We start from the raw sequence: 22,148 nt of genomic DNA, 5'->3' as shown, positions 1-22,148 counted from the left end.
AGAAGGGGTCAGTGCACGGCGGCGAAGATCAGGCTCTCCTCGTCCGCTTCCTCCGGGGAGAACTCGGCGGCGATGCTGCCCGCCCGCGCCACGAGCACGCGGTCGGACATCGCCTGGATCTCCGGGAGATAGGACGAGATGACCACGACCGCGACGCCGTCGTCGGCGAGTGCGCGGATCATCGCGTGGATCTCGGGAATGGTGCCGAGGTCCACGCCACGCGTGGGTTCGTCGATGATCGCGACGAGCGGTTTGCGGGTCAGCCCCTTGGCCAGCACGACCTTCTGCTGGTTGCCACCGCTCAGTTCTTCGACGGTCGCCTCGCCAGGTTGCAGGGTGCGCACCTGGAAACGTTCGACGAACCGTTTCGCGACCGACCTGCGGTCACCAGGGCGGTAGAAGAACGGCAGGCGCGGCGCGCTGCACAGGTGCCCGAGGTAGATGTTGTCCGCGATCGTGAGATGGCTGAAGAACCCCGAAGCCTTGCGGTCTTCGGTGATGTACACGATCCCGGCCTTGCGGGCGTGGCGAGGTGTGCGGAAGCGGACCGGTTTCCCGTTCAGCCGTACCGTTCCGCCGCGCAGCCGTCGCCGTTTCATGACACCGCTGACGATCATCGCGGTCTCGCTGCGGCCGGCGCCGACCAGCCCGTAGATGCCGACGATCTCGCCCGCGTACGCCGAGAACGCCATGTTGCGCACCACGGGCAACAGCGTGACGTCCTCCACCTGCAGCGCCGGGACGGGTTCCGGCGCGCGGCCGGGCGCCACGCGCCCCATCTCGACGGTGCGGCCGACCATCATCTTGACCACGCGTTCCCGGGTGAATTCGGGACGCGACAAGGTTCCCTGTGCGACGCCGTCCCGCAGCACCGTGATGCGGTCCGCCTGCTCGAACGCCTCGTCGAGCATGTGCGTGATGAAGATGACGCCGATCCCGCGGCGCTTCAGCCGCTGCATGGACAGGAACAGCTGGAGCCGTTCCTCGGGCGTGACCGAGGACGTCGGCTCGTCGAGGATGACCAGTTTCGCGTTCCGGTGCACCGCCCGCGCGATCTCGACCATCTGCTTCTGGCCGATGCCGAGCGCCCCGGCGGGGACGTCGGGCCGGATGTGGAAGTTGTGCGACTCCAGCAGTTCACGGGCGACGACGTTGAGACGCCCGAGGTTGTTGAACACCTTCTCGTCGCCCATGAACAGGTTCTGCGCCACCGTCATCGACTCGACGAGCGAGCCCTCTTGGTAGACCATCGCCACCCCGGCCTCGACCGAGTCGCGCGGGGTGGTGAAGGACCGCTTGCTTCCCTCGATCTCCAGCGTGCCGGAGTCGTGCGCGACCGCGCCGGAGATGATCTTGACCATCGTGGACTTGCCGGCGCCGTTCTCCCCCAGCAGTGCGTGGATCTCTCCCGGCTCCACGTCGAAGTCGACGCCGTCGAGGGCGTAGGTCCCGCCATAACGCTTGCTGACGTCGGTCAGCCGGATCACGGGTGTCACGCTCGCACCTCCAGAAGATTGCCGAAGCCACGCGCCGCCGCGAGCACGCGGCCGTCGCGCACGGCCACGCCGGTGACGCCGTGTCGCGCGCTGTCGACGCGGGCGTGGGCGCTTTCGGCCACCCGGCCCGCGCCGTCCACCCGGAACACGAGGCCGCAGGATCGGGCGGGCGCCCAGCTCTTCACCACGCCGAGTACGCGCAGCTGGCCCATCTGCATGGTTTCCGTGAACGGGCTCCCGCCGCGCAGACGGGGCACGAACCACTCCGCCGGACTGATCGTCCCGGTCATCTCGGCGAGTACTTCGGGCTCGTCGAGGAGCATCTCGGTGACCCGGTTGCGGATGTACGGCGCGGCGAACCACCGTCCGGAGATCCGGCCGGGATAGACGGGCAGGTTCGCGATCAACTCCCGGCCAGGCTTGCCGAGGGCGTCCGGCGTCCGTACCTCGACACGGTGCTCGAGACTGAGCGACACCAGCACTTCTTCGCCCGACGCCTCGATCCCCGACGGCCAGGCCAAACCTTCGGCCACCACCTCGGCGCGCTGGCCGTCAATCCGCACGATCGCCCCGGACCGGTCTCCCGTGACCAGCGCACGAGCCCAGTCCCGCTCCGCCGTCGATCCGACGGTGACGAGCAGCGAACCGTCCGGTGCCACGGTCAGATCGGTCACGCAGGATTCGACCGGTGCGGCGGTGCACACCTCCTCCGCAGTGCCGGCTGAGACGATCCCCACGCCGTCCACCGCGGCGAGGACCTCGTTGTCGCGGACCGCGAGAGCCGCGACACGGCCGCCCAGCTCGGCGACGCGCACCACGTCGCCCCCGCGCAGAGCGAGAACCAGGTTTCCACTGCTGAACACCACCTCACCGGCGCCGGTGATCACGACGTCGTCCGGCTCGAAAGCACCGGACGGCAGCAGCTCGGCCGCTTCGTCGAGCCGGAGATTCGGCCGCAGCCCGGTGTCCATCGGCGGCACACCCCGGCGCCGTGCCCAGTTCGGATTGATCAGTTCCTTGAGCGTGGAAAGACTCATCGGGCCACCTCCGAGACCTGGCGCGCGCCCGCCGTACCGGGTACGGCAGAAGGATCGATGTCGCCGATCTCGGCCGGGTCCAGCGGCAGCCGCCCGATCCGGTTGTTGCTGACCCCGCAGAGGTACAGGTATCCGTCGCGTTCCTTGACCGCGGTGACCATCGGGTAGTTCTCCATCGTCTCGTCCCACAGCACCGCGAGGATCTCCCCGCTGTCGCTGAACTTGATCGCGCACGACACGTTCAGCTGTGGCACCACCCAGTTGTCGACGGACACCTCTCGGGTCATCCGCCGTCGGACCGACGGGTACCGGCCGAGCAGGTCCGACATCTGAGTCCGCATGGCGCACAACGGCATCCAGTAGTTGCCGTCCGAGGAGCGGTTGATGTTGTCCGGGTAGCCGGGCAGGTTCTCCAGCACCGGTTCGAACTGTCCTTCCTTGGGCCCGGAGATCCACAGCCGGTCGACGCGGCACAGGCCGGTGCTGGCGATGAGGATCGACTCGCCGTCGTGAGAGGTGCAGACCCCGTTGGGGAACACGTAGTTCGACACGACCACCTCGGTGGTCCCGTCCGGTTTCACCCGCACGATCCGCCCGTTGGGCCGGAACTCGACCAGTTCGAGCAGGAAGTCCGCGGTGTTGGTCCGAGTGGAGAAGTCCGAGGCGTAGATCGACCCGTCGGGCGCGATGTCGAGGTCGTCGATCGCGCGCAGGCCCGAATCGTCGATCAGCGACAGCGGGCTGCGTTTGACCTGGTTGGCGACCAGTTCCGGTTCGCCGTCCTGACCGATGCGGTAGATCCCCATGCCGCCGACCGCGACGACGAGCCTGCCCTCGGCGTCCCAGACGTGTCCGCAGGGGAAGCCACCGGTGCGGGAGAAGACCTCGCCCTCGGTGTCCTCCAGCCCGCGGAAGCGCCACACCCAGCCACGCTGGTCACCGCAGTACACGTTGCCCTCGGCGTCGACGGCGCAGTCCTCCGCGCCGCGGATCTTCCCGAGTCCGACCGGCGGCGCGTCGGTCAGCCGCCGGTTCGGGGACCAGACGGTGCCCGGTTCGGTGACGTCGAGAAGCGGACCGAGCGAGAGCCGGGCGGGGTCGATCTTCAGCTTCTCGACCGCGCGCTGCCGGTACTTGCCCCATTTCAGGTCCAGGATGGTGAACACGGCGAGCACGGCCGCGAGCACGACGGTGTAGAAGGAACCCTGGGCGCCGTCGGAGACGGTCGCCTGCTGGATGATCGCCACCACCGCGACCCCGACGGTCGCCCGCAGCACCGAACCGCGGCCACCCTGGATGCTCACCCCGCCGAGGACGACGGCAGTGAGCACGATGATCTCCCACCCGTGTCCCACGTTCGGGTCGGTCCGGGCCAGCCGCGCGGAGGTCAGGATCGCTGCCGTGCCCGCCAGCGCGCCGGAGAGCACGTAGGTCCAGAACGTCACCGCGGTGACCGGGATGCCGTTGCGCCGTGCCGAACGCCGGTCCGAGCCGGTCGCGGTGACCCACCAGCCCCAGCGGGACCGGGTCAGCGCGAGATGCACGACGAGCAGCACCACCGCGAAGAGGAACCAGGCGGCTGGGACACCGATGATCCGGCCGTTGCTCAGGAAGTCCCACGCCAGGGAGTCCTTGGCGATCCCGATCCGGGTGCTGTTCGCGTTCTGCAGGACCGACGCGGCGCCGCCGAAGGCGATGAGCGTGACCAGGGTGGTGATGAACGGGCGCATCCGCAGGATTGCGATGAAGAACCCGTTGACCGCCCCGAGGAGGGCGCCGGTCACGATCGCCGCCGGGACGACCACGGCCGTCGGCCACAGCCACACCCGGTCGGCGACCAGCGCGCCGAGCGCGCAGACCCCGACCATGGAGCCGACCGACAGGTCGATGCCGCCGCCGACCAGGACGACCGTCAAGCCGATCGCCAACAGGCCGAACTCGGCCATTTCGTCCAGCACCAGCGGCGCGTTGTCGGCGCCGACGTTCGTGGTCATCAGGACGTACAGGCACAGTGCGAGCGCCAGTACCAGCGGGACGGCGCCTTCCATCCACCGTTTCTCGAACAGATCGGAGATCGTGCGGAACCGCGCGATCCTTTCAGTGGGCCGTCCGCCGGTCATGCCGAAGGCGTCGAGCCCGCGCCGCAGCGGGGAGAACCCGCGAGACGAAGTCGTCATCGGTGCTCGTCCCTACTGGCTCTCGTAGCAGGCGATGGTGGTCTTGTCGATGTTGGTCTTGTCGACGATCGTGTCCGACACGTACGCGACCGAGTGCGTGCTGCCGGGCTGCGCGCCGTTCATGATCAGGTTCTGCGCGGCGACCGCGCCTGCCGCGCCGATGCCCTGGACGTCGTAGGCGGCCGAGGCGGTCACCAGGCCCTGCTTCAGGGCGGCACACCAGTTGCTGTCGGCGTCAAGGGTGTAGACGCCGACCGAGCCGGGCTGCACCTGGCCGCGCGATTCGGCGGCCTTGACCGTCTGCCCGACGGTGATCGAGTTGAGGTCGAAGGTGACCATGAAGCCGCAGAGCTTGCCCTGTTGCTGCTGGAGCACCGATTCGGCGGCCGCCTGCGCCTGGGCGTTCTGGAACTGCGAGTGGGCGACGAGGACCTTGTAGCCCGCCGGTTCCACGACGTCCTTGATCCCCTGGTTCCACAGGATCGACGCCGGGTCGTTGCCGGGGCCGTCGATGATCGAGATCGTCTTGGGCGCGTTGCGGCCGTCGCAATCGGACATCGCACGTTTGGCGATCGACTGTGCCGCGCCGTAGACGTCGACACCGACGAAGGCGTCGCCGAGCCGGGCGGACATCATGTTGAGCACCACCGTGTAGATACCGGCCTTCTGCGCGCGGTCGATGGCGTTGTCGAGCAGGCCCAAATCCTGGTTCTGCAGCACCAGCACATCAGCGGCCTTGCGGGCGATCAGGTCGTTGATGGTGCTGATCATCCGGTCGCTGCTGAAGTTCGAGTCGTACACCTTGAACTCGGCGCCGACCTTGTCGAAGGTGCGCTGCATCGTCGTGCCCCAGTTCTCCGTGAGCTGGTAGCCCTTGAAGAGAATCGGCACGAAGGCGATCTTCTTGCCCTTCATCGTGTCGAGTGCCTTCTGCCGGGCGGGCATCAGTTCCACAGTGGCCCCGAAGGCCTGGTTTTCGTTGCCGGACTTGGCTTCCGACGAACCGCTGTCGACGGAGCAGCTCGCGACGGCGGTGGCCGTCACCGCGGCCAGCGCGAGGGCGACGATCTTCTTGGTGAGTTTCATGGTTCCGTTCCTGTTCACAGTTCGCCGGATTTCTCGGTTTCGTCGTTGCGCGGATGCAGCCACGCGTCGAACGCGATCGCGGCGGCGAGGACGCCGCCCCGGATCAGGTCCTGCACCGCGGTGCTCAACCCGTGCAGTACCAACAGGTTGTTGAGCACACCGACGAAGAGAGCGCCCGCGAGGACGCCGAGGATGGTTCCGCGGCCACCGGACAGCGACACCCCGCCGATCACGACCACCGTCAACGCGGTGAACAGGATCGGGGCAAAGGACGTGACCGTGGTCTGCACGCTCCCCTGAAGGGACACCGTGACATAGCCGGCGAGCGCGGCCAGCAACGCGGAAAGCACGTAGGTGAGGATCTGCAGCGGCCGGACCGGGGCGCCGGTCGACCGTGCCGTCGCGAAGTTGTCCCCCATCGCGCGGATCAGTCGCCCCGGCGAGGTGTAGGCGACGAACAACCACGCGATCACGAAGACCGCACCGGCGATCAGCACCGGGCGGGGCACACCGAGGACCGAGCCGCCGCTGAGCTCGGCCAGGAACGACGCGGGCGGCACACCGTAGACGTTCTCGGTGAGGAACAGGATGTCGATTCCGCCGATGGCGAGCATGCCGGTCGCGAGCGTCACGAACAGCGCGGGCACCTCGAAAAGAGCGACGAGGATTCCGTTGACCAGGCCGATCGCCAACGCCAGCGCGGTCATCAGGGCGATCGCCTGCCATTCGGGCATGCCCCGGTCGATGAACGCCAGCGTCGCCTGGGCACAGCCGAGACCGATGCCCGCCACGGACAGATCGAGTCCCTTGCCGAGGATCACGATCGCCTGGCCGATGGCGAGGATGCCGAACGCCGCCGACAGGTTCAGGATACTCGCGAAGTTCCCGGTGCTCAGGAAGTTCGCCGTGGTCAGGCCGCCGGCCAGCGCCAGCAGGACGGTGATCGCGAGGACCGGATAGGTCTGGTCGTAGCCACCCAGGCGCGCGCGAAGCGACCCGCGTGGCTTCGTTGCCACAGTAGTCATGGAAAACCCTTATTCGGTCAGGAGGGAAGGACCGGGCGGAGCCGTTTTGTGAACTCGGTGACGTCCGCGACGTTCCGCAGGTCGAAGACGGCTTCGATGACGGCGTCCGCGTCGGCGTCGGTCAGGACGTCCTCGACGTTGTGCCGGAACTTGGCGATCAGTTCGCCGTCGGTCATGAACGTCGCCGGGTCGGGCGACGGACTGCCCTTCGGATAGGCGCGTTCACCGGTGAAAGTGTTGCCGCGGGCTTGCACCTCGACGCGGGATCGCCGCGCCGCCGGGTCGCCGCGCAGGGCAGCGGTGTAGTCCGGATGTTCCCGGAAGGTGGCTTTCTTCGTCAGTTCGAGCACGGACGGGTCGAGCACGGCTTCCGGTGTCTGCCAGTCCTTGCCCGGCGGGATCCGGTGCGCGGCCATCGCCAAACCGTGCGTCATGCCGAACTGGGCGTCACGCGGATTGCGGATGTCCTCGTTGACCCACACCGGCTGCAGCACAAAGCTTTCGCCCCACGCGTCGATGGCGTCGATCTCGTCCGGGCGGATGTCGTGGGTCTCGACGATCTCGGTGAGCGCGTCGAACAGCGCGTGCATCACACGGCAATGCGGATACGGCTTGAAGGACTGGAACGGGGTGAAAGTCCAGTCCGTACCCAGTCCGGCGGTGATCGGCGCCGGTTCCCACCGGGAGGTCCCGATGAAACGCGGGAAGCCGTAGTCACGGTCGTCGAGCATCTCCCGGTCGCCGGTGTGCCCGAGTTCGGCGAGGTTCGCCGCGGTGACCGCCGACAGCGCCATCCCGCCGGCGAGCTGGTACTTGATCGTCGTCGACGGTGCGTGCATCATCCACGCCCGCTGGGTGTTCGTGGGGACCGTGGACCCCATGATCCCGAGCGCGTCGGCCAGGGTCTCGCGGGAGAATCCCTTGACCACACCGATCGCGGCAGCCGCGCCGAACAGCGTGCTGCTGTAGCCGATGACGTCGGGGATGGTGACGACATCGTCCTTGATGTCGCGCAGGTAGTCGGTCGCCTTGCCGATGCGGAAGGACATCTCGTGCGCGACCGCGATCGCGGTCAGGAGCTTCTCCCCGCTGCCCTGCAAGGATTCCGCCGTCGCCAGGGCTCCGGGCAAGACGTACGGCGTCACGTGGCCGGGCGGCAGGACGGCGTCCTGATCGAGGGCGTTGATCAGCTCCGCGTTGGCGAAGGCCGCACCAGGCACCGAGGTCGTGGTCCCCGTGCCCAAGATCGACGCGGGCCCCTCGGTACCACCGAGGTACCTGCCGTAGCCGACGCCGCGTTGAGCGCCTTCGTCGTCGAGCGAGGCGACAGCGCAGCCGAGCGAGTCGAGCAGGATGCGCTGGGACTCGCTCACCACCTCGTCCGGCAAGTTCCGGATTTCGGTATCTGCCGCGAATTCCGCGAGTTGCTCGATGATCGTCGGCATCTTCTGCGCGCTCCCTCGGTGATCTGTGCCACGTTGCGGGAGTCAGTGTGGCCGTCGACCGGGCCAGGCCACATCTGTCGCCGGTCGGAGTTCCTTTCCTACCGGCGGCCGATTTCTCGGATTCGACTGGACAATGGTTCGCGCACTACATACGATGTGCCGCCGCTCAATTGGCGCTCGTCCGGCGAAGCCAGCGGGAGACCGCCTCGGCCCGGTTGGCGGCGCCGAGCTTGCGCAGAATATGGGTGACGTGGGATTTCACAGTCCCCTCGGAGATGAAGAGCCGCCCGGAGATCTGCTGATTCGACGCACCCGCCGCGAGCAACCGGACGATCTCGACCTCGCGCTGAGTGAGCCCGAAGTCCTCCCCCACGACCTCAGACGCCCGCACAGGTGGACGACCGCCCGGCGCGACGAGCCGCTCGATTCCGGCGGCCACTGTGGACAGTCCATCCAGGATGGTCACCCGCGCGAGGACCTGACTGAGCCCCTCGGCGAAGAGATTGAGCATCGCGCGGTCGGTCGCGTCGACGTCGCGGCGCTGGTGATAACAGTCGCCGTGGACCAGACCGACCACCTGCCCCTGGACGGTCAGCGGCGCGATCCCATAGGAGCTACAGCCGGAGATCCGGACCAGGTTCCGCGCGACGCGGGGATTGTTCTGAACGTCGTACACCAGCCCCGGCTTTGCCTGCGAGACAACGTCGGTCTCGACGAGGGTGCCGTCGAGCCGGGGCGGATTCGCCTGCCCTGCCGCGACCATCTCTTCGGCCATCCGCGGATCACGGATGATGCACATGGTGTGCAGCTTCCAGACCGAATCCTCCACACGCGACACCAGAGCGCGGTCGAAGCCGAGACTGCAGCAGGCCTCGGGGGCGCGGGCGAGCAGCTCTTCGACACCGGTGACGTCGCGGACCTCGGCCAGCGCGGCGCGCACCCGGTCGAGCAGACCGGCTCCGGCAGCGAGCCGGAAGTCCGTGACGGCTGATTCCGCCGAACGGATGCGGGCGAGCAGCTCGGTCAGGCGCCGCCGACGCTCCGGCGATACCTCCGCCTCAGCCGAGTGCATCGTCTCCGCAAGGACGGCGTCCCACATGGCCGACAGCGACCGCAGCGCGTTCGCCGCGTTGCCCGCCGGACCGCGCGGCGGGGTGAACTCCCGGTCGAGCACGGCGCCGACCTCGGCGGCCAGCTGTTCGAGCCGGACACCGAGGCCACCGTCGAGTACAGCACCGCCGGGCGACCTGCGAAGACGTTCGAGCGTCATTGCTCACTCCACAACAAGCGGAAAATACACAATATAAATTGCGCTCGCCAGACGGTCAACCCTGAGGGCGACCTCAGTCCCCCACCACGAACACGGTCTCGTCCACCGCGGCGCGCTCAGTCCGGTACTGGTTCACCGAATGCCCTGTGTCCGCGTACCCGAACGAAACAGCGCAGGCGACCAGGCGGTCATCCGGGAGATCCAAGTACTCGCCGACGTGACCGGAGTGCCTTGCGACCGCCGCCTGGGGAATCGTCGCGACGCCGAGGGACTGGGCCGCCAGGAGCAGGTTCGTCACCTAACCGCCGCAGTCGATCGCGCCGTAGGTGCCCTGCTCGCGGTCCATGGTCACGATCGCCACATGCGGCGCGCCGAAGAAGTCGAAGTTCTTCAACCCGCTGCGCCACGCGGGCGTCCAATCCTCCTTCGAGATGCCGAGACTGGCATAGAGGGCGTACCCGGCGGCGCGACGGCGATCGCGGTAGACGCCGTGGTAGCCGCTCGGCATGTCGAGATCCGGCGTTTCCTCGTGGGTCTCGGCATGCGCGGTCAGGCTCTTCGCGAACCGCCGGGTCGCCTCGCCTTTCATCACGTGGACCTGCCAGGGCTGGGTGTTGCACCATGAAGGAGTCCGCTGGGCGATCTCGAACATCTCCCGCATGACTGCGTCGGGCACCTGGTCGGGCAGGTACGCCCGGCAGCTCCACCGCTCGGTGACCAGCTCCCGGAAGTCCACAGCGGTCACCTCAGTACGACCGCGGCAGGCCGAGCACCTGCTGTGAGATGTAGTTGCGCACCATCTCCTGTGAGAACGGCGCGTTGCGCAGCAAACGGACCTCCCGCCACAGCCGTTCGATGTGGTACTCCCTGGCGTACGCGTAACCGCCAAGGGTCGAGAACGCACGGTCACACGCCTCGAAACCGGCCTCCGCTCCGAGGTACTTCGCGGCGGCGGCCTCCGGCCCGCACGGCTTCCCCTCATCGAACAGCTCCGCCGCGCGCATCGCCATGCCCTCGGCCGCTTCCAGCCGGATCCACGAGTCGGCCAGCGGGTGGGCGACCGCCTGGTTCTGCCCGATCGGCCGGTCGAACACCACCCGGTTCTTCGCGTACTCCGACGCGAGCTCCAGCGCGGCCCGGCCGAGACCGATGCCCTCCATGCCCACCACGATGCGCTCGGGGTTCAGGCCGTCGAGCAGGTAGTAGAAGCCCTTGTCGACCTCGCCGACCAGCCGATCCTCGGGCACGAAGAGGTCGTCGATGAACAGCTCGTTGGTGTCGATGGCGGCACGGCCCAGCTTGTCGATCTCCCGCACCGCGATGTGCTCACGATCCATGTCCGCGAGGAAGAGCGACATCCCCCAGAGCGGTTTGTCATCGCGACGGGGTGACGTCCGCGCCAGCAGGAGGATCTTCTGCGCGTTCTGGGCGTTGGTGATGAAGACCTTCTGGCCGTTGACCTTCCAGCCGCCGTCCACCTTGACGGCCTTGGTCTTGATCCGCGAGGTGTCCACACCGGCGTCGGGCTCGGTGACGCCGAACGCCATCAGCAGTTCACCGGAGGCCAGCCGGGGCAGGAACTCGCGCTTCATCTCCTCCGAGCCGTACTTGACGACCGGTGCGGGCGGGAAGACGTAGAAATGGATGGCCGAGCCGCCGCTCATCCCCGCACCCGAGGACGAGATCTCGTTCATCATCACAGCGGCCTCGCGGAGACCGAGACCGATGCCGCCATACTCCTCAGGGATCATCGCGCCGAGCCAGCCGCCCGCGGCGAAAGCCTTGATGAAGTCCCACGGGTACTCGTGCTTGCGGTCCTTGTCCAGCCAGTAGTCGTTGTCGAACTTCCGGGCCAGTTCACGGGTGGCCGTCCGGACGATTTCGACGGTGTTCTCGGCTTCCGCCATTGCTGCTCTCCTAGTCTTCGTCCGCGAGGACGGGGATGTCTTCCAACGGCGTCGCCGGGTCCAAAGAGGACAGGTCGCCCACCGGTGTGCCGGTGAACCGCGACCGGATCGCGCGGCGCATGATCTTGCCGTTCTTGGTCTTGGGCAACGTCTTCACGACGTACACCTCCGGCGCGAACGACCTGCCCGCGTTCGCCAGCGCCGTGGCGCGCAGGTCGTCGAGGTCGACGTCCTGGCGCCGGAGCACGACGAAGGCCACCGCGCGCTGGCCGCGGCGTTCGTCGGGCGCACCGATGACCGCGACCTCCGCGATCCGCTCGTCCTTCAACAGCGCGGCCTCGATCTCGGCCGGGCCGACCCGGCGACCGGCGAGTTTGAGCGTGTCGTCCGAGCGGCCGTGGATGACCCACGAACCGTCCTCGTCCACGCTCGCCAGGTCACCGTGGACCCACACACCGTCGAACCGGGCCCAGTAGGCGTCGAGGTAGCGCTCCCGGTCCCGCCAGAACGCGTGCGTCATCCCCGGGAAGGTGTTGCGGACCGCCAGTTCGCCGATCGCGTCCACGACCGGTTTCCCGTCGTCGTCGAGCACGGTCGCGTCGACGCCGGGCAGCGGCCCGGTGAACGCGGCCGGTGCGGCGGGCAGGAACGGATAACCGATCAGGATGCCGCCGCCGACCTCGGTGCCGCCGCTGTAGTTGACGATCGGGATACGCCGCTTCCCGACCTGGTCGAACAGCCACCACCAGGTCGGCTCATCCCACGCTTCGCCGGTGGAGACGAAAGACCGCAGCGTCGAAAGGGTGTGCGCGGGCCGCTCGTCCGCGGACCGCAGGGCGCGAGCCGCCGTCGGGGCGATGCCCTGCACGGTCACTCCGTTGCGCTCGACGACGTCCCACAGCCGCTCCGCCGTCGGATGAGTCGGCAGTCCCTCGATCATGACGATCGTCGCGCCGAGTTGCAGCGGTCCGGTGATCAGCATGGGGCCGACCAGCCAGCCGAGGTCGGTGATCCAGCAAACGACGTCCTCGGCGTGCACGTCGAAGCCGTAAGCGAAGTCGGTGGCGGTTTTGACCGCGAACCCGCCGTGCGAGTGCACGATGCCTTTCGGCCGTCCGGTGGTCCCGGAGGTGTAGACGATGGTGAGCGGGTCGTTCGATTCCGTCGCCGCGGTCTCGACCGGCTCGGGATCGGCGTCGAGTTCGTCGTAGTAGACGTCGCGGCCGGCCTTCATTGGCACGTCGGTGCCCAGGTGCCGGAGGACGACGACCGCGCGGACGGACGGCGCGTCGGCGACCGCGGCGTCGGCGGTGGCCTTGAGCCCGATTTCCTTGCCGCGTCGGGTGGTGCCGTCCGCGGTGATCAGCGCGACGGCTTCGGAGTCCTGCAGCCGGGTGGCCAGCGCGTCGGCCGCGTAGCCGCTGAAAGCCGGGACCGACACCGCGCCGAGCATCGCGATCGCCAGGAAGGCGACGACGGCCTCGGGAACCACGGGCATGAACAGCACGACCCGATCACCCCGGGACACCCCGAGTGCAGCCAGGTTCGCAGCGAACCGACGCACCTGATCGTCCAGCTCGGTGAAGGTCAACGTCCGGCGCTGTCCCGAGTCGCCTTCGTAGACCACGGCGAGCTTCTCGGACTGCGCGTGACGATGGGCGGCCAAGGTCGCGACGTTGATCCGGCCGCCGGGGAACCACCGCGGGAACGGTTTGCCCTCGGACTCGTCCAACACCCGGGTGAACGGTTCGGCGAACTCGACACCGAGGTCGTCGACGACTTCGCGCCAGAACCATTCCGGGTCCGCGATGGCCCGGCGGTTCAAGTCGTCCACTCCGGCGAAGCCCCATCGGCGCAGCGCGGCCAGCAGGCGGCTGCGTTCCCGGACCGCGTCGTCCGGGACCCAAGCGATGTCAGGCATGGTCAGTCCTGCTTCGCGGGGCGCTTCATCATGAGCCCGGCGCGCAGCGCGTCACAGACGATCTCGTCGCGCTGGTTGATCCCGAAGTGCCGGAACATCACGATGCCGGAGTCGTCCCGGCTCTTGGATTCCCGCTTGCTGACGATCTCGGTGCGCACGTGGATGGTGTCGCCGTGGAAGACCGGCTTGGGGAACTTGATCTGCTCGAACCCGAGGTTGCCGAGAGTGGTCCCCTGCGTCGTCTCCGGCACGGTCACCCCGGACACCAGTCCGAGAATGAACAGGCTGTTGACCAGGCGCTGGCCGTAGATCGAGTTCTTGCTGTACTCGGCGTCCAGGTGCAGTGGCGCGAGGTTCAGCGTCATGACACTGAACAGGGTGTTGTCCGCCTCGGTGACGGTGCGGCGGGTCGGGTGGTCGATGACCATCCCGGGTTCGAACTCCTCGAAGTAAAGGCCTGCCATGGGATGATCCTTTCAAAAATATTATATATGCATTAGGTCACGCGTGAATCGACAAGGCGTCCGCCAGCTCAAGGACGCCCTCGGCCGTCTTCACGTGCGCGATGTCGATGTGCTGTCCCTCGAAGTCGACGGCCGCGCTGCCCGCGGCCTCCGCCTCGCGGAACGCGGCGATCATCCGGCGGGACTGCTCGACCTGCTCCGGCGACGGCGCGAACACCTCGTTCGCCACCGCGACGTGCGACGGGTGGATCGCGACCAGGCCCCGGTACCCGAGCCCGCGGTTGTCCAGGCAGAACCGGCGGCAGCCGTCCAGGTCCTTGATGTCCTGCCACACACCCGCCACCGGGTGATGCAGGCCGTTCGACCGGGCCGCGAGCACCAGCCGGCTGCGCAGGTAGAGCGTCTCCAGTCCGGCCGGCGTGAACTCGAAACCGAGCTCACGTCCGACGTCGGCGTTCGGCCCTGTGGCACCCAGCAACGACGCCACCCGAGGGCTGGCCGCGGCGATCTCCTCGCAGTGCGCCATCGACGTGGCCGTCTCGAAGCTCAGGATCAGCTTCACCGAACCGGGTTCGAGTCCGTCCCGTTGCTCGAGGTGGGTCAGGACGCCGTCGAGGCGGACGACCTCCCGTGCGGTGAACACCTTCGCGAGGAACAGCCCCGCCAGGCCGGGACGGACGACCGCTTCGAGGTCGGCACTCAGCAGGCCACTCACCTCGGGGTTGGCGCGCACCCAGAGGTCGGGGCGCACCCCGTCCGCGGTCAGCCGGTCGATCGTGGCGGCGACGGTCTCGCGAGCCTGATCCTTCTCCGCCGCCGGAACCGAGTCCTCGAGGTCGAGGATCAAGGCGTCCGCTCCCGAGGCGATGCCCTTGTCCGCCCAGGCCGCCTTGTGGCCGGGAACGAAGAGCATCGAGCGATACGGTTTCATCGTGCGTCTCCCTTGACTTCCTCGAAGCTGTTCGCCGTCGTTAAATATAAAATATATACTACGGACCGTGCCGAGGCGAGAGGCGACCGAAATGCTCCAAGAGACGACCACCTTCCGCGGGGCACATGGCCTCCGGCTCAGTGGCGACCGCTGGGAACGACCCGGCTCAGATCGCGGCACCGTGCTGTTGCTGCACGGCGGCGGCCAGACCCGCCATTCCTGGAACCGCACCGCGCGCGCTCTAGCCTCGGCAGGTTGGCAGGCCTGGACGATCGACACTCGCGGCCACGGCGACAGCGAATGGTCACCGGACGGCCGGTACACCCTCGACGACTTCACCGCCGACCTCTACGCGATCGTGGCTCAGCTGGACACGAAGCCCGTGGTGGTCGGGGCGTCGCTCGGCGGGCGCACCGCCCTCGCCGCCGAAGGTGAGCGCCCCGGCACCCTGGCCGGACTAGTGCTGGTCGACATCACCCACCGCACCGAGCAGTCCGGGCAGTCCCGCGTCAAACGCTTCATGACCGGTGCGCCGCATGGGTTCGGCACCCTCGAAGAAGCCGCAGACGCCATTTCCGCCTACCGGCCGGAACGACCTCGTCCCCGCAGCCTCGACGGCCTCAAGCGCAATCTGCGCCGGGGTGAGGACGGGCGCTGGTATTGGCATTGGGATCCCCGGTTCCTCGGCTCCACCGCCGACGCGGGGTACTACTCCCCCGAACGCCTCAGGCGCGCGGCGCGCGCGATCGCGATACCGACCCTGCTCGTGCGCGGCCTGCACTCGGACATCGTGACGGCCGAGTCAGCGGCAGAATTTCTTGACCTCGTCCCCACCGCGCGCGAGGTCGCGGTCGCCGCCGGGCACATGATCACCGGCGACGACAATGACGTCTTCACCACGCACCTGCGAGAGTTCCTGACCCACGACGTGACCTGACCCTCCGGTTGATGGTCCGCGAAGGCCTCCTTCCCTACCCTGAGAGTAGGGAAAGTCAAGTTGCAACTGACCTGGATCCACTGTTGCAACGGAGGGAGGTGGTGGAGTGTGCACACTCCACCACCTACTCACTAGCCTTTCGATCTCGTTGACGCGACGCACGAGTCGCGCGGAGTTCAGCGGTGGCGGATAATCGACGCGGCCGGTCTGACGGAGTTCACCTACGAGGACGTGGCAGCGACGCTACGCCAGGACGTCGGCCTGCCCGCCGACGCGTGGAACGTCGACGGCGTCCGGGCCACCGACAGCCCAATGCGGCGCATGGCCATGTCCACCCACGGCCCGATCCGCCACGACACGCGCAAGATCTCGGCCATCTGGGATTGGCAGATCGCCGACGTCCGGGACGCGCTCACCCGGCACGCCTGTCCGGTGCCGATCGACTACGAGTGGTACGGCCGCTCGTTCGACGGCCTGGACTACCGGTTCATCGAACCGCTGAGCCGTCACGCACCCGAGGACTACGCCCGAGTCCTGGACTGGTTCCCCCTCGCCGAGCTGGAGTTGCTGCGCCATGACCTCACCCGCTGATGACCCGAACGCCGCGCTGCTCGCACAGCTCAAAATGTCGTCGTCCGTGTCCGGCATGAACTCCAACGATGACGTGCTGGCCCTGCTCACGGCCGAGCTGGACCCCGACCCGCTCGCCGGCGTCGAATACACGGGCGACGAAGAGGACGACGCGCGCGCCGAGCTCGACGCACTGCACCGCGGCTTCCGCGAACGCACCGCCCGCGAGCTCGAACGGATGCAGCTCGCGACCGAAAGCGAGTACTGGTTCTGCGTCTGCTTCAAAAGCCAGGACGACAAGGACGCCTTCCTCACCGCCGCCGGTCTCGTCGTCATCGGAGACAAGTACCTCGACGGCTACGCCACCGCGGAACTGCTCGGCGTCACGATGCCCGACACCGACCACACCGAGAGGGGGTGAACTGAATGCCTCCACGCAAGCGACAGACCGCCGCCGCAGCCAAGAAGCGAGGCGCCGCCCGCAAGAAGGCCACCTCCGCCCCCAAGGCGAAGGGGCGCGGCAAGGCGTCCAGCGGCTCCAGCTAGTCGATGCAGCTTAGACCAAGCGGCGTGTGCGGCGCGTTTCACCTGCCTGTCAGCCGCTCGGCCAGGCAGGTGAAACACCGCTCTTTCCCTTGACGCGTACAGCTGCGACGCGAATACAGTGATCATTGGCGATCGACACTGGGGAGGTGTCATCGAGCGGGACTATGTCTATTCGCCGCCCGCATCAACCTACGTCACCAATGCCTCACTTCTTGGGGAAGAGCATGCGTGGAACCATGAGATCGACAGCGATACTACTCTGCACCTTTCTAGTCACATCACTTGCAACCGTCAGTGTCGCGAATGCTGCGACAGTCGAAAGCTCCTGCCTGCAAGCCGCCAAAACGGTAAAGCTTCAGACCCGTACCAACTTCATCTGCTTTGGCGGTATTGCTGACGTATCCACGACCATAGAAGGAAAGAAAAAGACATTTGTGGTCAACGAGGCAACGCATGAATATCGTGAAACCACCGGCAGGAACAAAGAAGAAAGACAGTTGCTGGTCTCGGAAATTAAGAAGGACTATCAGGCACTGATAAAATACGGGACTTACGTTGACTCTCCCTATCGTGGGCGCGCGGAGTATCCAGCTCAGTATGGCCAGTCAGGTGGCGGCATTCCGGCCTGGTCGACCAGCATGTTCCTGCGTGAGATCATCAGCCTTCAGTCGAATAACCACTGGTTTGAGTACTATTGGACCCAGAACGATAATAGGCTGGTAGCCTTCAGTGCGGTTATCCAACTGAAGCGCTACATTTACTGGCCTGGCACTGATGTTGTCGCCGATACTGTCCCCATGGGAAATAGTGTCTTCGCAACCAACGATAAGAAATCCACTTATCTGCAAACCGAATATTCGGATCGACAGTTCTTCTACTTCAACATGACAAATTTCAAGGTCAACGATCTGGACGCTGGAGTGGTATTCGAACTCGGCGGCGATGCACCTGGACCGCTATTCGAGTGCAAGCCAGCCAGCGGCTGCATTTATCCCAACGGGGAAGAAGCCAAACCCTAGTTACAAATTGGCAATATCAAAAGTGTCCGAATTGGGCAGCCAGACGGATGACCAATCGACAACTTCAATGTTGATCCATCCCAAATCCATCTCTCTGATGATCTTATCCGACAGGTCGACGGTCAGCGTTCCTGTGGTCTCGGGTTGATCTATCTTTTCGATCGTCACCACGACAATCGAATTTCCCGCCTCGCGGGCGTTAATGGGACGCCAATCGTCAGTCGACCTGCCGAGAATCGGGGCCTTTTCTGGCAAGATCGGGTAGAGAGGAAAGGGAACAAGGAGACTCGTCTCGGCAGGACGTGAACTCTGACCACCATGCACGGGTAGCGTCCACTCGGTAACGCCGTCGTTAACCCGGATCCCTTGGGCATTTTCTACCCTCCACCGAGCTGGGAAGGGTCGTCGCGTGATGGCAACAGCACTGGTAACCTCAGCTCCGGTCCGCTCCTTGTAAACCACAGTCCCTGCACCGGCAGTTGGTTCGTGGTCTAGCAACGCTCCAAATGCTTCACCCAGTGCGCGCACTCTGTCTCCTCATCTTGTTCATCCACTTGTCAGGGTGAGGATACCGGAACGGGCGGCAGGTAAGCGAATTGGCAGGATGTGGTCACTTCGCCCGAAGTGGCCACATCCTGCCTTTCTCTGACACGCTTGGAGCCCTGGTTGCGGTTGGAGGTCCGCCAAGAGCGAGCGGAATCTGCATTTGAGACGGTGACGATCTGGCGGCCATTCTCCGCAAGGTACCTATTGGGGTTACCTGAAGCACGGCTTTACAGGCATCTGGTAACTCAGATCGGTCTCGAAGGTCAGGTGATGGTCATGGGTAAACGTGGCCCTGCGGGGAAACCGACGTCACTGCGGATCTTGCACGGTGACCGTAAGGACCGGATCAACGATGCGGAGCCGGTGCCGCCTGCGGTGGAGATCGTGCCGCCGGAATGGCTGTCGGAGAAGGGCCGGGCAACGTGGGATCGGCTCGCGCCGAGCATGATTACCCGCAAGGTTCTGACCGCGTGGGACGTCGACGCATTCGGGGTGCTGTGCGAGGCGCTGGCCCGCTACACGGTGGCCACTGCTCTGGTGAACGGCTCGGCGCTGCTGGTTCCTGGTGCCGAATCCGGCGTTGAAGGTGCAGGCGGATTCTGAGCGCACGTTTCTGACGTTCGCGGCGCGGTTCGGGTTGACGCCGTCGGACCGGCAGGCGATCAAGGCCGAGGTGAGCGCCGATGGCGGGGCCTCGGGCGACGCGGGCCGCCTCCTCTCCTAAACCCCGTTCCCGCACGCGGAAACCCAGTTCTCAGACCGGCACGCCGAAGGCTCCGCGGCTTCCGGTGTGCGGCTGGTCCTTCGACGGACGTGCCTGCCGCCAACGCGGCGACCACCTCTGCCATCAGCGCGCCGATCATGCGCAGGCGTTCGCCGAAGAGATCTGCGTGCACACCAAAGACCGGTGGGCACGGACGCCGTTCATCCTGGCCGACTGGCAGCGCGACGACATTGTCCGGCCGCTGTTCGGCGAGGTCCGGTGGGATCCGGAGTGGCAGACCTACGTCCGCCGCTACCGGTCCGGCTGGATCGAGCTCGCCCGGAAGAACGGCAAGTCCGAGCTGCTGGCGTTCGTCGCGCTGTACATGCTCGTCGGGGACGGGGTCGAGTCCGCCGAGGTCTACGGCGCCGCCCGTGACAAGGACCAGGCGCGGCTGGTGTTCAACGTCGCCGCCCGCATGGTCGCGCTGTCCCTGGTACTGTCCAAGCGGCTGCGGGTGGTCGAGCACGCCGCCCGGATCGTGGACGAGAAAACCAACAGCGTGTATCAGGTCGTCGCGGCCGACGCGCTGGGCAACCTCGGCACGAACCCGTCATGCGTGATCTTCGACGAGGTCCTGACCCAGCCCAACGGTGACCTGTGGGCCGCGCTGCGGACCGGCATGGGAACCCGCGTGCAGCCGCTGCTGCTCGCGGCCACGACGGCGGGCAACGACCCCACCAGCTTCGCCAAGTCCGAGCACGACGAGTGCGTGAAGATCGCCGAAGACCCGTCACGCGCGCCGCACCGGTTCGTCTACCTGCGCAACCTCCCGCAGGACGCGGACCCTTGGGACGAAGCGAACTGGTACTACGCCAACCCGGCCCTGGGTGACTTCCTCTCGCTGGCCGCGCTGCGGGAAGAAGCGCTCGAAGCGCGCAACGATCCGGCGCGGGAGAACAGCTTCCGCCAATACAGGCTGAACCAATGGGTGTCGCAGTCCACGCGGTGGATGCCCATGCACCTCTACACCGCGTGCACCGGAACCGAGTTCCCCGAACCCGCACGGTTGCGGGAGCTGGTTGCTCGCCGGCCAGCGTGGGGCGGGCTGGACCTCGCGTCCAAACTGGACCTCACGGCCTGGTGCCTGATCGTGCCGGACGGCATCGACGGCCACGTCTCGGCGCTGTGGCGGTTCTGGCTACCCGAGGCCGGAGTGGACTTCCTTGACGAGCACACCGACCACCGCGTCTCCCAGTGGGTCGAGCAGGGCTGGATCACCACCACGCCGGGCGAGGTCATCGACTACGAGGTGATCGAGGCCGACATCGCCGCCGACTGCGCCGCGCTGCGGGTCGCGGACATCAACTATGACGAGTGGAGCGGGGAGCCCGTCCGCCAACGTCTGGAGCGCGTCACGCGGGTGCCGATGTACCCGGTGCCGCAGACGTTCCGCGGAATGACCCACGGCATGACCGAACTGATGACGCTGACCCGCTCCCGCTCGTGGTCGCACCACGGCAACCCGGTTGCGTCGTTCTGCTTCGACTCGGTGGAGGTGCGCCATCCGCCCGGAGAACCCGACCTGATCCGACCCGACAAGCCCCTACGCGGGAAGACCGGCAAGCGCATCGACGCGGTACCCACCGCCGCTATGGCGGTCTCAGGCTGGCGACTGCGTGGCCAGAAGCCGAAGAAGTCCGGCCGGATGGTCGTCATGGGTTGATGGATTTAATTCCTAGATCTCTGCGGCATGCTGCGACAATCGCATCCAGGAGTTTGCGAAAGTCTCGTTCAAAATCTTCGCGGAGGCCGTCGAACCCCGCTTTCTTTCTAAGGTACTCACCATGTACTGCCTCATCATTTAGGCCGTTGGCAGTCAACTTGGTGACAAAATGAAACGAGTATACATACTCGTTCAGCACGGAAACCTTAGAATTAACCTCATCGGAGCCTAAAACTTGAACTTTTGAGTATGGGGCAGCGATTAGCTGGTACTCGTTTATGGCAGCATCCAGCTGCTTAATGCGCTCAAGCAATGGCAGGTGATCTGCTTCGTTGCGACGCTGTCGGTAAACGTCCAGAATTTCAAATGACCGTTCGGCCCACCTGGCTATCTGGGCGATGTACTCCGAGTATGCGTCGAGTCTCTCGTCGCGCCAGTGGCCCCACTGGTCAAGCTTCTTAGCATCTTCAGCTCGCCTTTTTGTAAATATTCCAGCGACCAGTTGTGCGCCGATGCCGCCTATAAGGGCGCCAGCGCCACCCGCCAACGCGATCCAGAATGCAGTCTGCATCTCTCGATGTTAGAGCAGGAGACAGCTTGAGCCTGAATTTCGACACGCTGAAACCTGCTCAGTGGATCACTCGAATTACCCGTCAGCATGACGCACAGATCCCCGAACTGGAAATCCTCGACTCCTACTACGAGGGCGAACAGTCGCTGTCATACATGCACCCGGAATTGCTGCGCCGCCTGGACACCCGCGTGCGGCAGGTCGTGATCAACTGGCCTGAGCTGGTCGTGGACTCCCTCGACGAGCGCCTGGACGTGACCGGGTTCCGCCTCGGCGGCGAACAGGCCGCTGACCGGGACTTGTGGAATATCTGGGCGGGCAATGAGCTGGGCCTGCACTCCGAGCAGGCCCACATCGACGCCCTAGTGCTCGGCAGGTCCTTCGCGATCATCGGCACCAACGAGGACCGGCCGTCGATGCCGCTGGTGACGGTCGAGTCCCCGTTCGACGTCCATGTGGACATTGACCCGCGTACCCGTGAGGTCCGGGCCGCGCTGAAGCGACAGTTCTCCGAGGACGGCGACGGGGACCAGGCCGAGGCTTACGCAACGCTGTACCTGCCGAACGAAACCATCTGGTACTCGTCCGACAACGGCGGAGGGGTCTGGGAAGAGACCGACCGCGACGGGCACGGTATGGGCGTCGTGCCCGTTGTGCCGCTGGTGAACCGGCCCCGCACGCGGCGGCGGAGCAGCGCACCCCCGCGGCTTGGCCGTTCGGAGCTGGCGAGCGTCCTGCCGCTGTCGGACGCGGCCTGCAAGATCGCCACTG

At 66.2% G+C, this 22,148-nt stretch carries 20 protein-coding genes and 2 pseudogenes; 8 read left to right on the top strand and 14 right to left on the bottom strand.

The features are described from left to right. Nucleotides 1-8 precede the first annotated feature (8 nt). From ACZ7KI_RS26840 to ACZ7KI_RS26785, 12 genes and pseudogenes are all read right to left on the bottom strand, one after another. Entirely contained in the window at nucleotides 9-1,496 is a 1,488-nt protein-coding gene (locus ACZ7KI_RS26840; RefSeq protein ID WP_470275837.1) for a sugar ABC transporter ATP-binding protein, read from the bottom strand. After that, a complete protein-coding gene (locus ACZ7KI_RS26835; RefSeq protein WP_470275836.1) occupies nucleotides 1,493-2,533 on the bottom strand; it encodes an SMP-30/gluconolactonase/LRE family protein in 1,041 nt (346 codons plus the stop codon). Before ACZ7KI_RS26835 ends, ACZ7KI_RS26840 begins: the two co-directional genes overlap by 4 nt. Then, nucleotides 2,530-4,710, bottom strand: coding sequence for an ABC transporter permease (locus ACZ7KI_RS26830; RefSeq protein ID WP_470275835.1), 2,181 nt, complete (start codon nucleotides 4,708-4,710; stop codon nucleotides 2,530-2,532). The genes ACZ7KI_RS26835 and ACZ7KI_RS26830 overlap by 4 nt, the downstream gene beginning before the upstream one ends. A gap of 12 nt (nucleotides 4,711-4,722) precedes the next feature. Further along, nucleotides 4,723-5,796, bottom strand: a complete 1,074-nt coding sequence (locus tag ACZ7KI_RS26825; RefSeq protein ID WP_470275834.1) for a sugar ABC transporter substrate-binding protein — start codon at nucleotides 5,794-5,796, stop codon at nucleotides 4,723-4,725. A 14-nt stretch (nucleotides 5,797-5,810) separates the two neighbouring features. After that, nucleotides 5,811-6,821 (bottom strand): ABC transporter permease, encoded by a 1,011-nt coding sequence (locus ACZ7KI_RS26820; RefSeq protein ID WP_470275833.1) that lies wholly within the window; start codon nucleotides 6,819-6,821, stop codon nucleotides 5,811-5,813. A 17-nt stretch (nucleotides 6,822-6,838) separates the two neighbouring features. Then, the gene (locus tag ACZ7KI_RS26815; RefSeq protein ID WP_470275832.1) at nucleotides 6,839-8,266 is read right to left on the bottom strand and encodes an MmgE/PrpD family protein; all 1,428 of its coding nucleotides are present in this window, start codon (nucleotides 8,264-8,266) and stop codon (nucleotides 6,839-6,841) included. A 166-nt stretch (nucleotides 8,267-8,432) separates the two neighbouring features. Beyond that, on the bottom strand, nucleotides 8,433-9,536 hold the full coding sequence (locus ACZ7KI_RS26810; RefSeq protein ID WP_470275831.1) for a response regulator transcription factor: 1,104 nt from the start codon (nucleotides 9,534-9,536) through the stop codon (nucleotides 8,433-8,435). A 73-nt stretch (nucleotides 9,537-9,609) separates the two neighbouring features. Continuing rightward, nucleotides 9,610-10,272 (bottom strand): annotated as a pseudogene (locus ACZ7KI_RS26805) (nitroreductase). A gap of 10 nt (nucleotides 10,273-10,282) precedes the next feature. Further along, on the bottom strand, nucleotides 10,283-11,443 hold the full coding sequence (locus tag ACZ7KI_RS26800) for an acyl-CoA dehydrogenase family protein (RefSeq protein ID WP_470275830.1): 1,161 nt from the start codon (nucleotides 11,441-11,443) through the stop codon (nucleotides 10,283-10,285). Between the two features lie 10 nt (nucleotides 11,444-11,453). Beyond that, the gene (locus ACZ7KI_RS26795; protein ID WP_470275829.1) at nucleotides 11,454-13,364 is read right to left on the bottom strand and encodes an AMP-binding protein; all 1,911 of its coding nucleotides are present in this window, start codon (nucleotides 13,362-13,364) and stop codon (nucleotides 11,454-11,456) included. A 2-nt stretch (nucleotides 13,365-13,366) separates the two neighbouring features. After that, nucleotides 13,367-13,828 (bottom strand): MaoC family dehydratase, encoded by a 462-nt coding sequence (locus ACZ7KI_RS26790; protein WP_465504143.1) that lies wholly within the window; start codon nucleotides 13,826-13,828, stop codon nucleotides 13,367-13,369. Nucleotides 13,829-13,865: 37 nt separating this feature from the next. After that, nucleotides 13,866-14,759: an HpcH/HpaI aldolase/citrate lyase family protein gene (locus tag ACZ7KI_RS26785; RefSeq protein ID WP_470275828.1), complete on the bottom strand. Its 894-nt coding sequence runs from the start codon at nucleotides 14,757-14,759 to the stop codon at nucleotides 13,866-13,868. Nucleotides 14,760-14,826: 67 nt separating this feature from the next. Between ACZ7KI_RS26785 and ACZ7KI_RS26780 the strand changes: the two genes are divergently transcribed. The 4 genes from ACZ7KI_RS26780 to ACZ7KI_RS26765 all read left to right on the top strand — a co-directional run bounded on the left by ACZ7KI_RS26780 (nucleotide 14,827) and on the right by ACZ7KI_RS26765 (nucleotide 17,831). Next, nucleotides 14,827-15,696 carry an alpha/beta fold hydrolase gene (locus ACZ7KI_RS26780; protein WP_470275827.1) on the top strand — a complete coding sequence of 290 codons (870 nt, stop codon included), beginning with the start codon at nucleotides 14,827-14,829 and terminating at the stop codon, nucleotides 15,694-15,696. A gap of 231 nt (nucleotides 15,697-15,927) precedes the next feature. Next, the gene (locus ACZ7KI_RS26775) at nucleotides 15,928-16,287 is read left to right on the top strand and encodes a hypothetical protein (protein WP_470275826.1); all 360 of its coding nucleotides are present in this window, start codon (nucleotides 15,928-15,930) and stop codon (nucleotides 16,285-16,287) included. After that, nucleotides 16,271-16,687, top strand: a complete 417-nt coding sequence (locus ACZ7KI_RS26770) for a hypothetical protein (RefSeq protein WP_470275825.1) — start codon at nucleotides 16,271-16,273, stop codon at nucleotides 16,685-16,687. Before ACZ7KI_RS26775 ends, ACZ7KI_RS26770 begins: the two co-directional genes overlap by 17 nt. Before the next feature lie 349 nt (nucleotides 16,688-17,036). Next, nucleotides 17,037-17,831, top strand: coding sequence for a hypothetical protein (locus tag ACZ7KI_RS26765; protein ID WP_470275824.1), 795 nt, complete (start codon nucleotides 17,037-17,039; stop codon nucleotides 17,829-17,831). Here the strand turns inward: ACZ7KI_RS26765 and ACZ7KI_RS26760 are convergent, their stop codons facing one another. Further along, nucleotides 17,832-18,359, bottom strand: a complete 528-nt coding sequence (locus ACZ7KI_RS26760; protein WP_470275823.1) for a hypothetical protein — start codon at nucleotides 18,357-18,359, stop codon at nucleotides 17,832-17,834. 186 nt (nucleotides 18,360-18,545) lie between these two features. Between ACZ7KI_RS26760 and ACZ7KI_RS26755 the strand changes: the two genes are divergently transcribed. The 3 genes from ACZ7KI_RS26755 to ACZ7KI_RS26745 are packed head-to-tail and all read left to right on the top strand — an operon-like array spanning nucleotide 18,546 to nucleotide 20,806. Continuing rightward, a complete protein-coding gene (locus ACZ7KI_RS26755; protein WP_470275822.1) occupies nucleotides 18,546-18,980 on the top strand; it encodes a P27 family phage terminase small subunit in 435 nt (144 codons plus the stop codon). Beyond that, nucleotides 18,943-19,101 (top strand): P27 family phage terminase small subunit, encoded by a 159-nt coding sequence (locus ACZ7KI_RS26750; protein WP_470275821.1) that lies wholly within the window; start codon nucleotides 18,943-18,945, stop codon nucleotides 19,099-19,101. The genes ACZ7KI_RS26755 and ACZ7KI_RS26750 overlap by 38 nt, the downstream gene beginning before the upstream one ends. Beyond that, complete coding sequence (locus ACZ7KI_RS26745) at nucleotides 19,061-20,806, top strand: terminase large subunit (RefSeq protein ID WP_470275820.1); 1,746 nt, start codon at nucleotides 19,061-19,063, stop codon at nucleotides 20,804-20,806. Before ACZ7KI_RS26750 ends, ACZ7KI_RS26745 begins: the two co-directional genes overlap by 41 nt. Here the strand turns inward: ACZ7KI_RS26745 and ACZ7KI_RS26740 are convergent. After that, on the bottom strand, nucleotides 20,796-21,377 hold the full coding sequence (locus ACZ7KI_RS26740) for a hypothetical protein (RefSeq protein ID WP_470275819.1): 582 nt from the start codon (nucleotides 21,375-21,377) through the stop codon (nucleotides 20,796-20,798). The two genes, ACZ7KI_RS26745 and ACZ7KI_RS26740, sit on opposite strands and share 11 nt — an antisense overlap. On the opposite strand from ACZ7KI_RS26740, the pseudogene ACZ7KI_RS26735 reads away from it, so the two are divergent. After that, nucleotides 21,365-22,108: pseudogene (locus ACZ7KI_RS26735) on the top strand (phage portal protein); the annotation flags it as partial. The gene ACZ7KI_RS26740 and the pseudogene ACZ7KI_RS26735 overlap by 13 nt on opposite strands. Nucleotides 22,109-22,148: the final 40 nt, after the last annotated feature.

It is taken from the genome of Amycolatopsis sp. NPDC039088 (assembly GCF_055598845.1).
The sequence above is the reverse complement of the archived record's forward strand: the minus strand, read 5'-3'. Positions and strand labels throughout refer to the sequence as shown.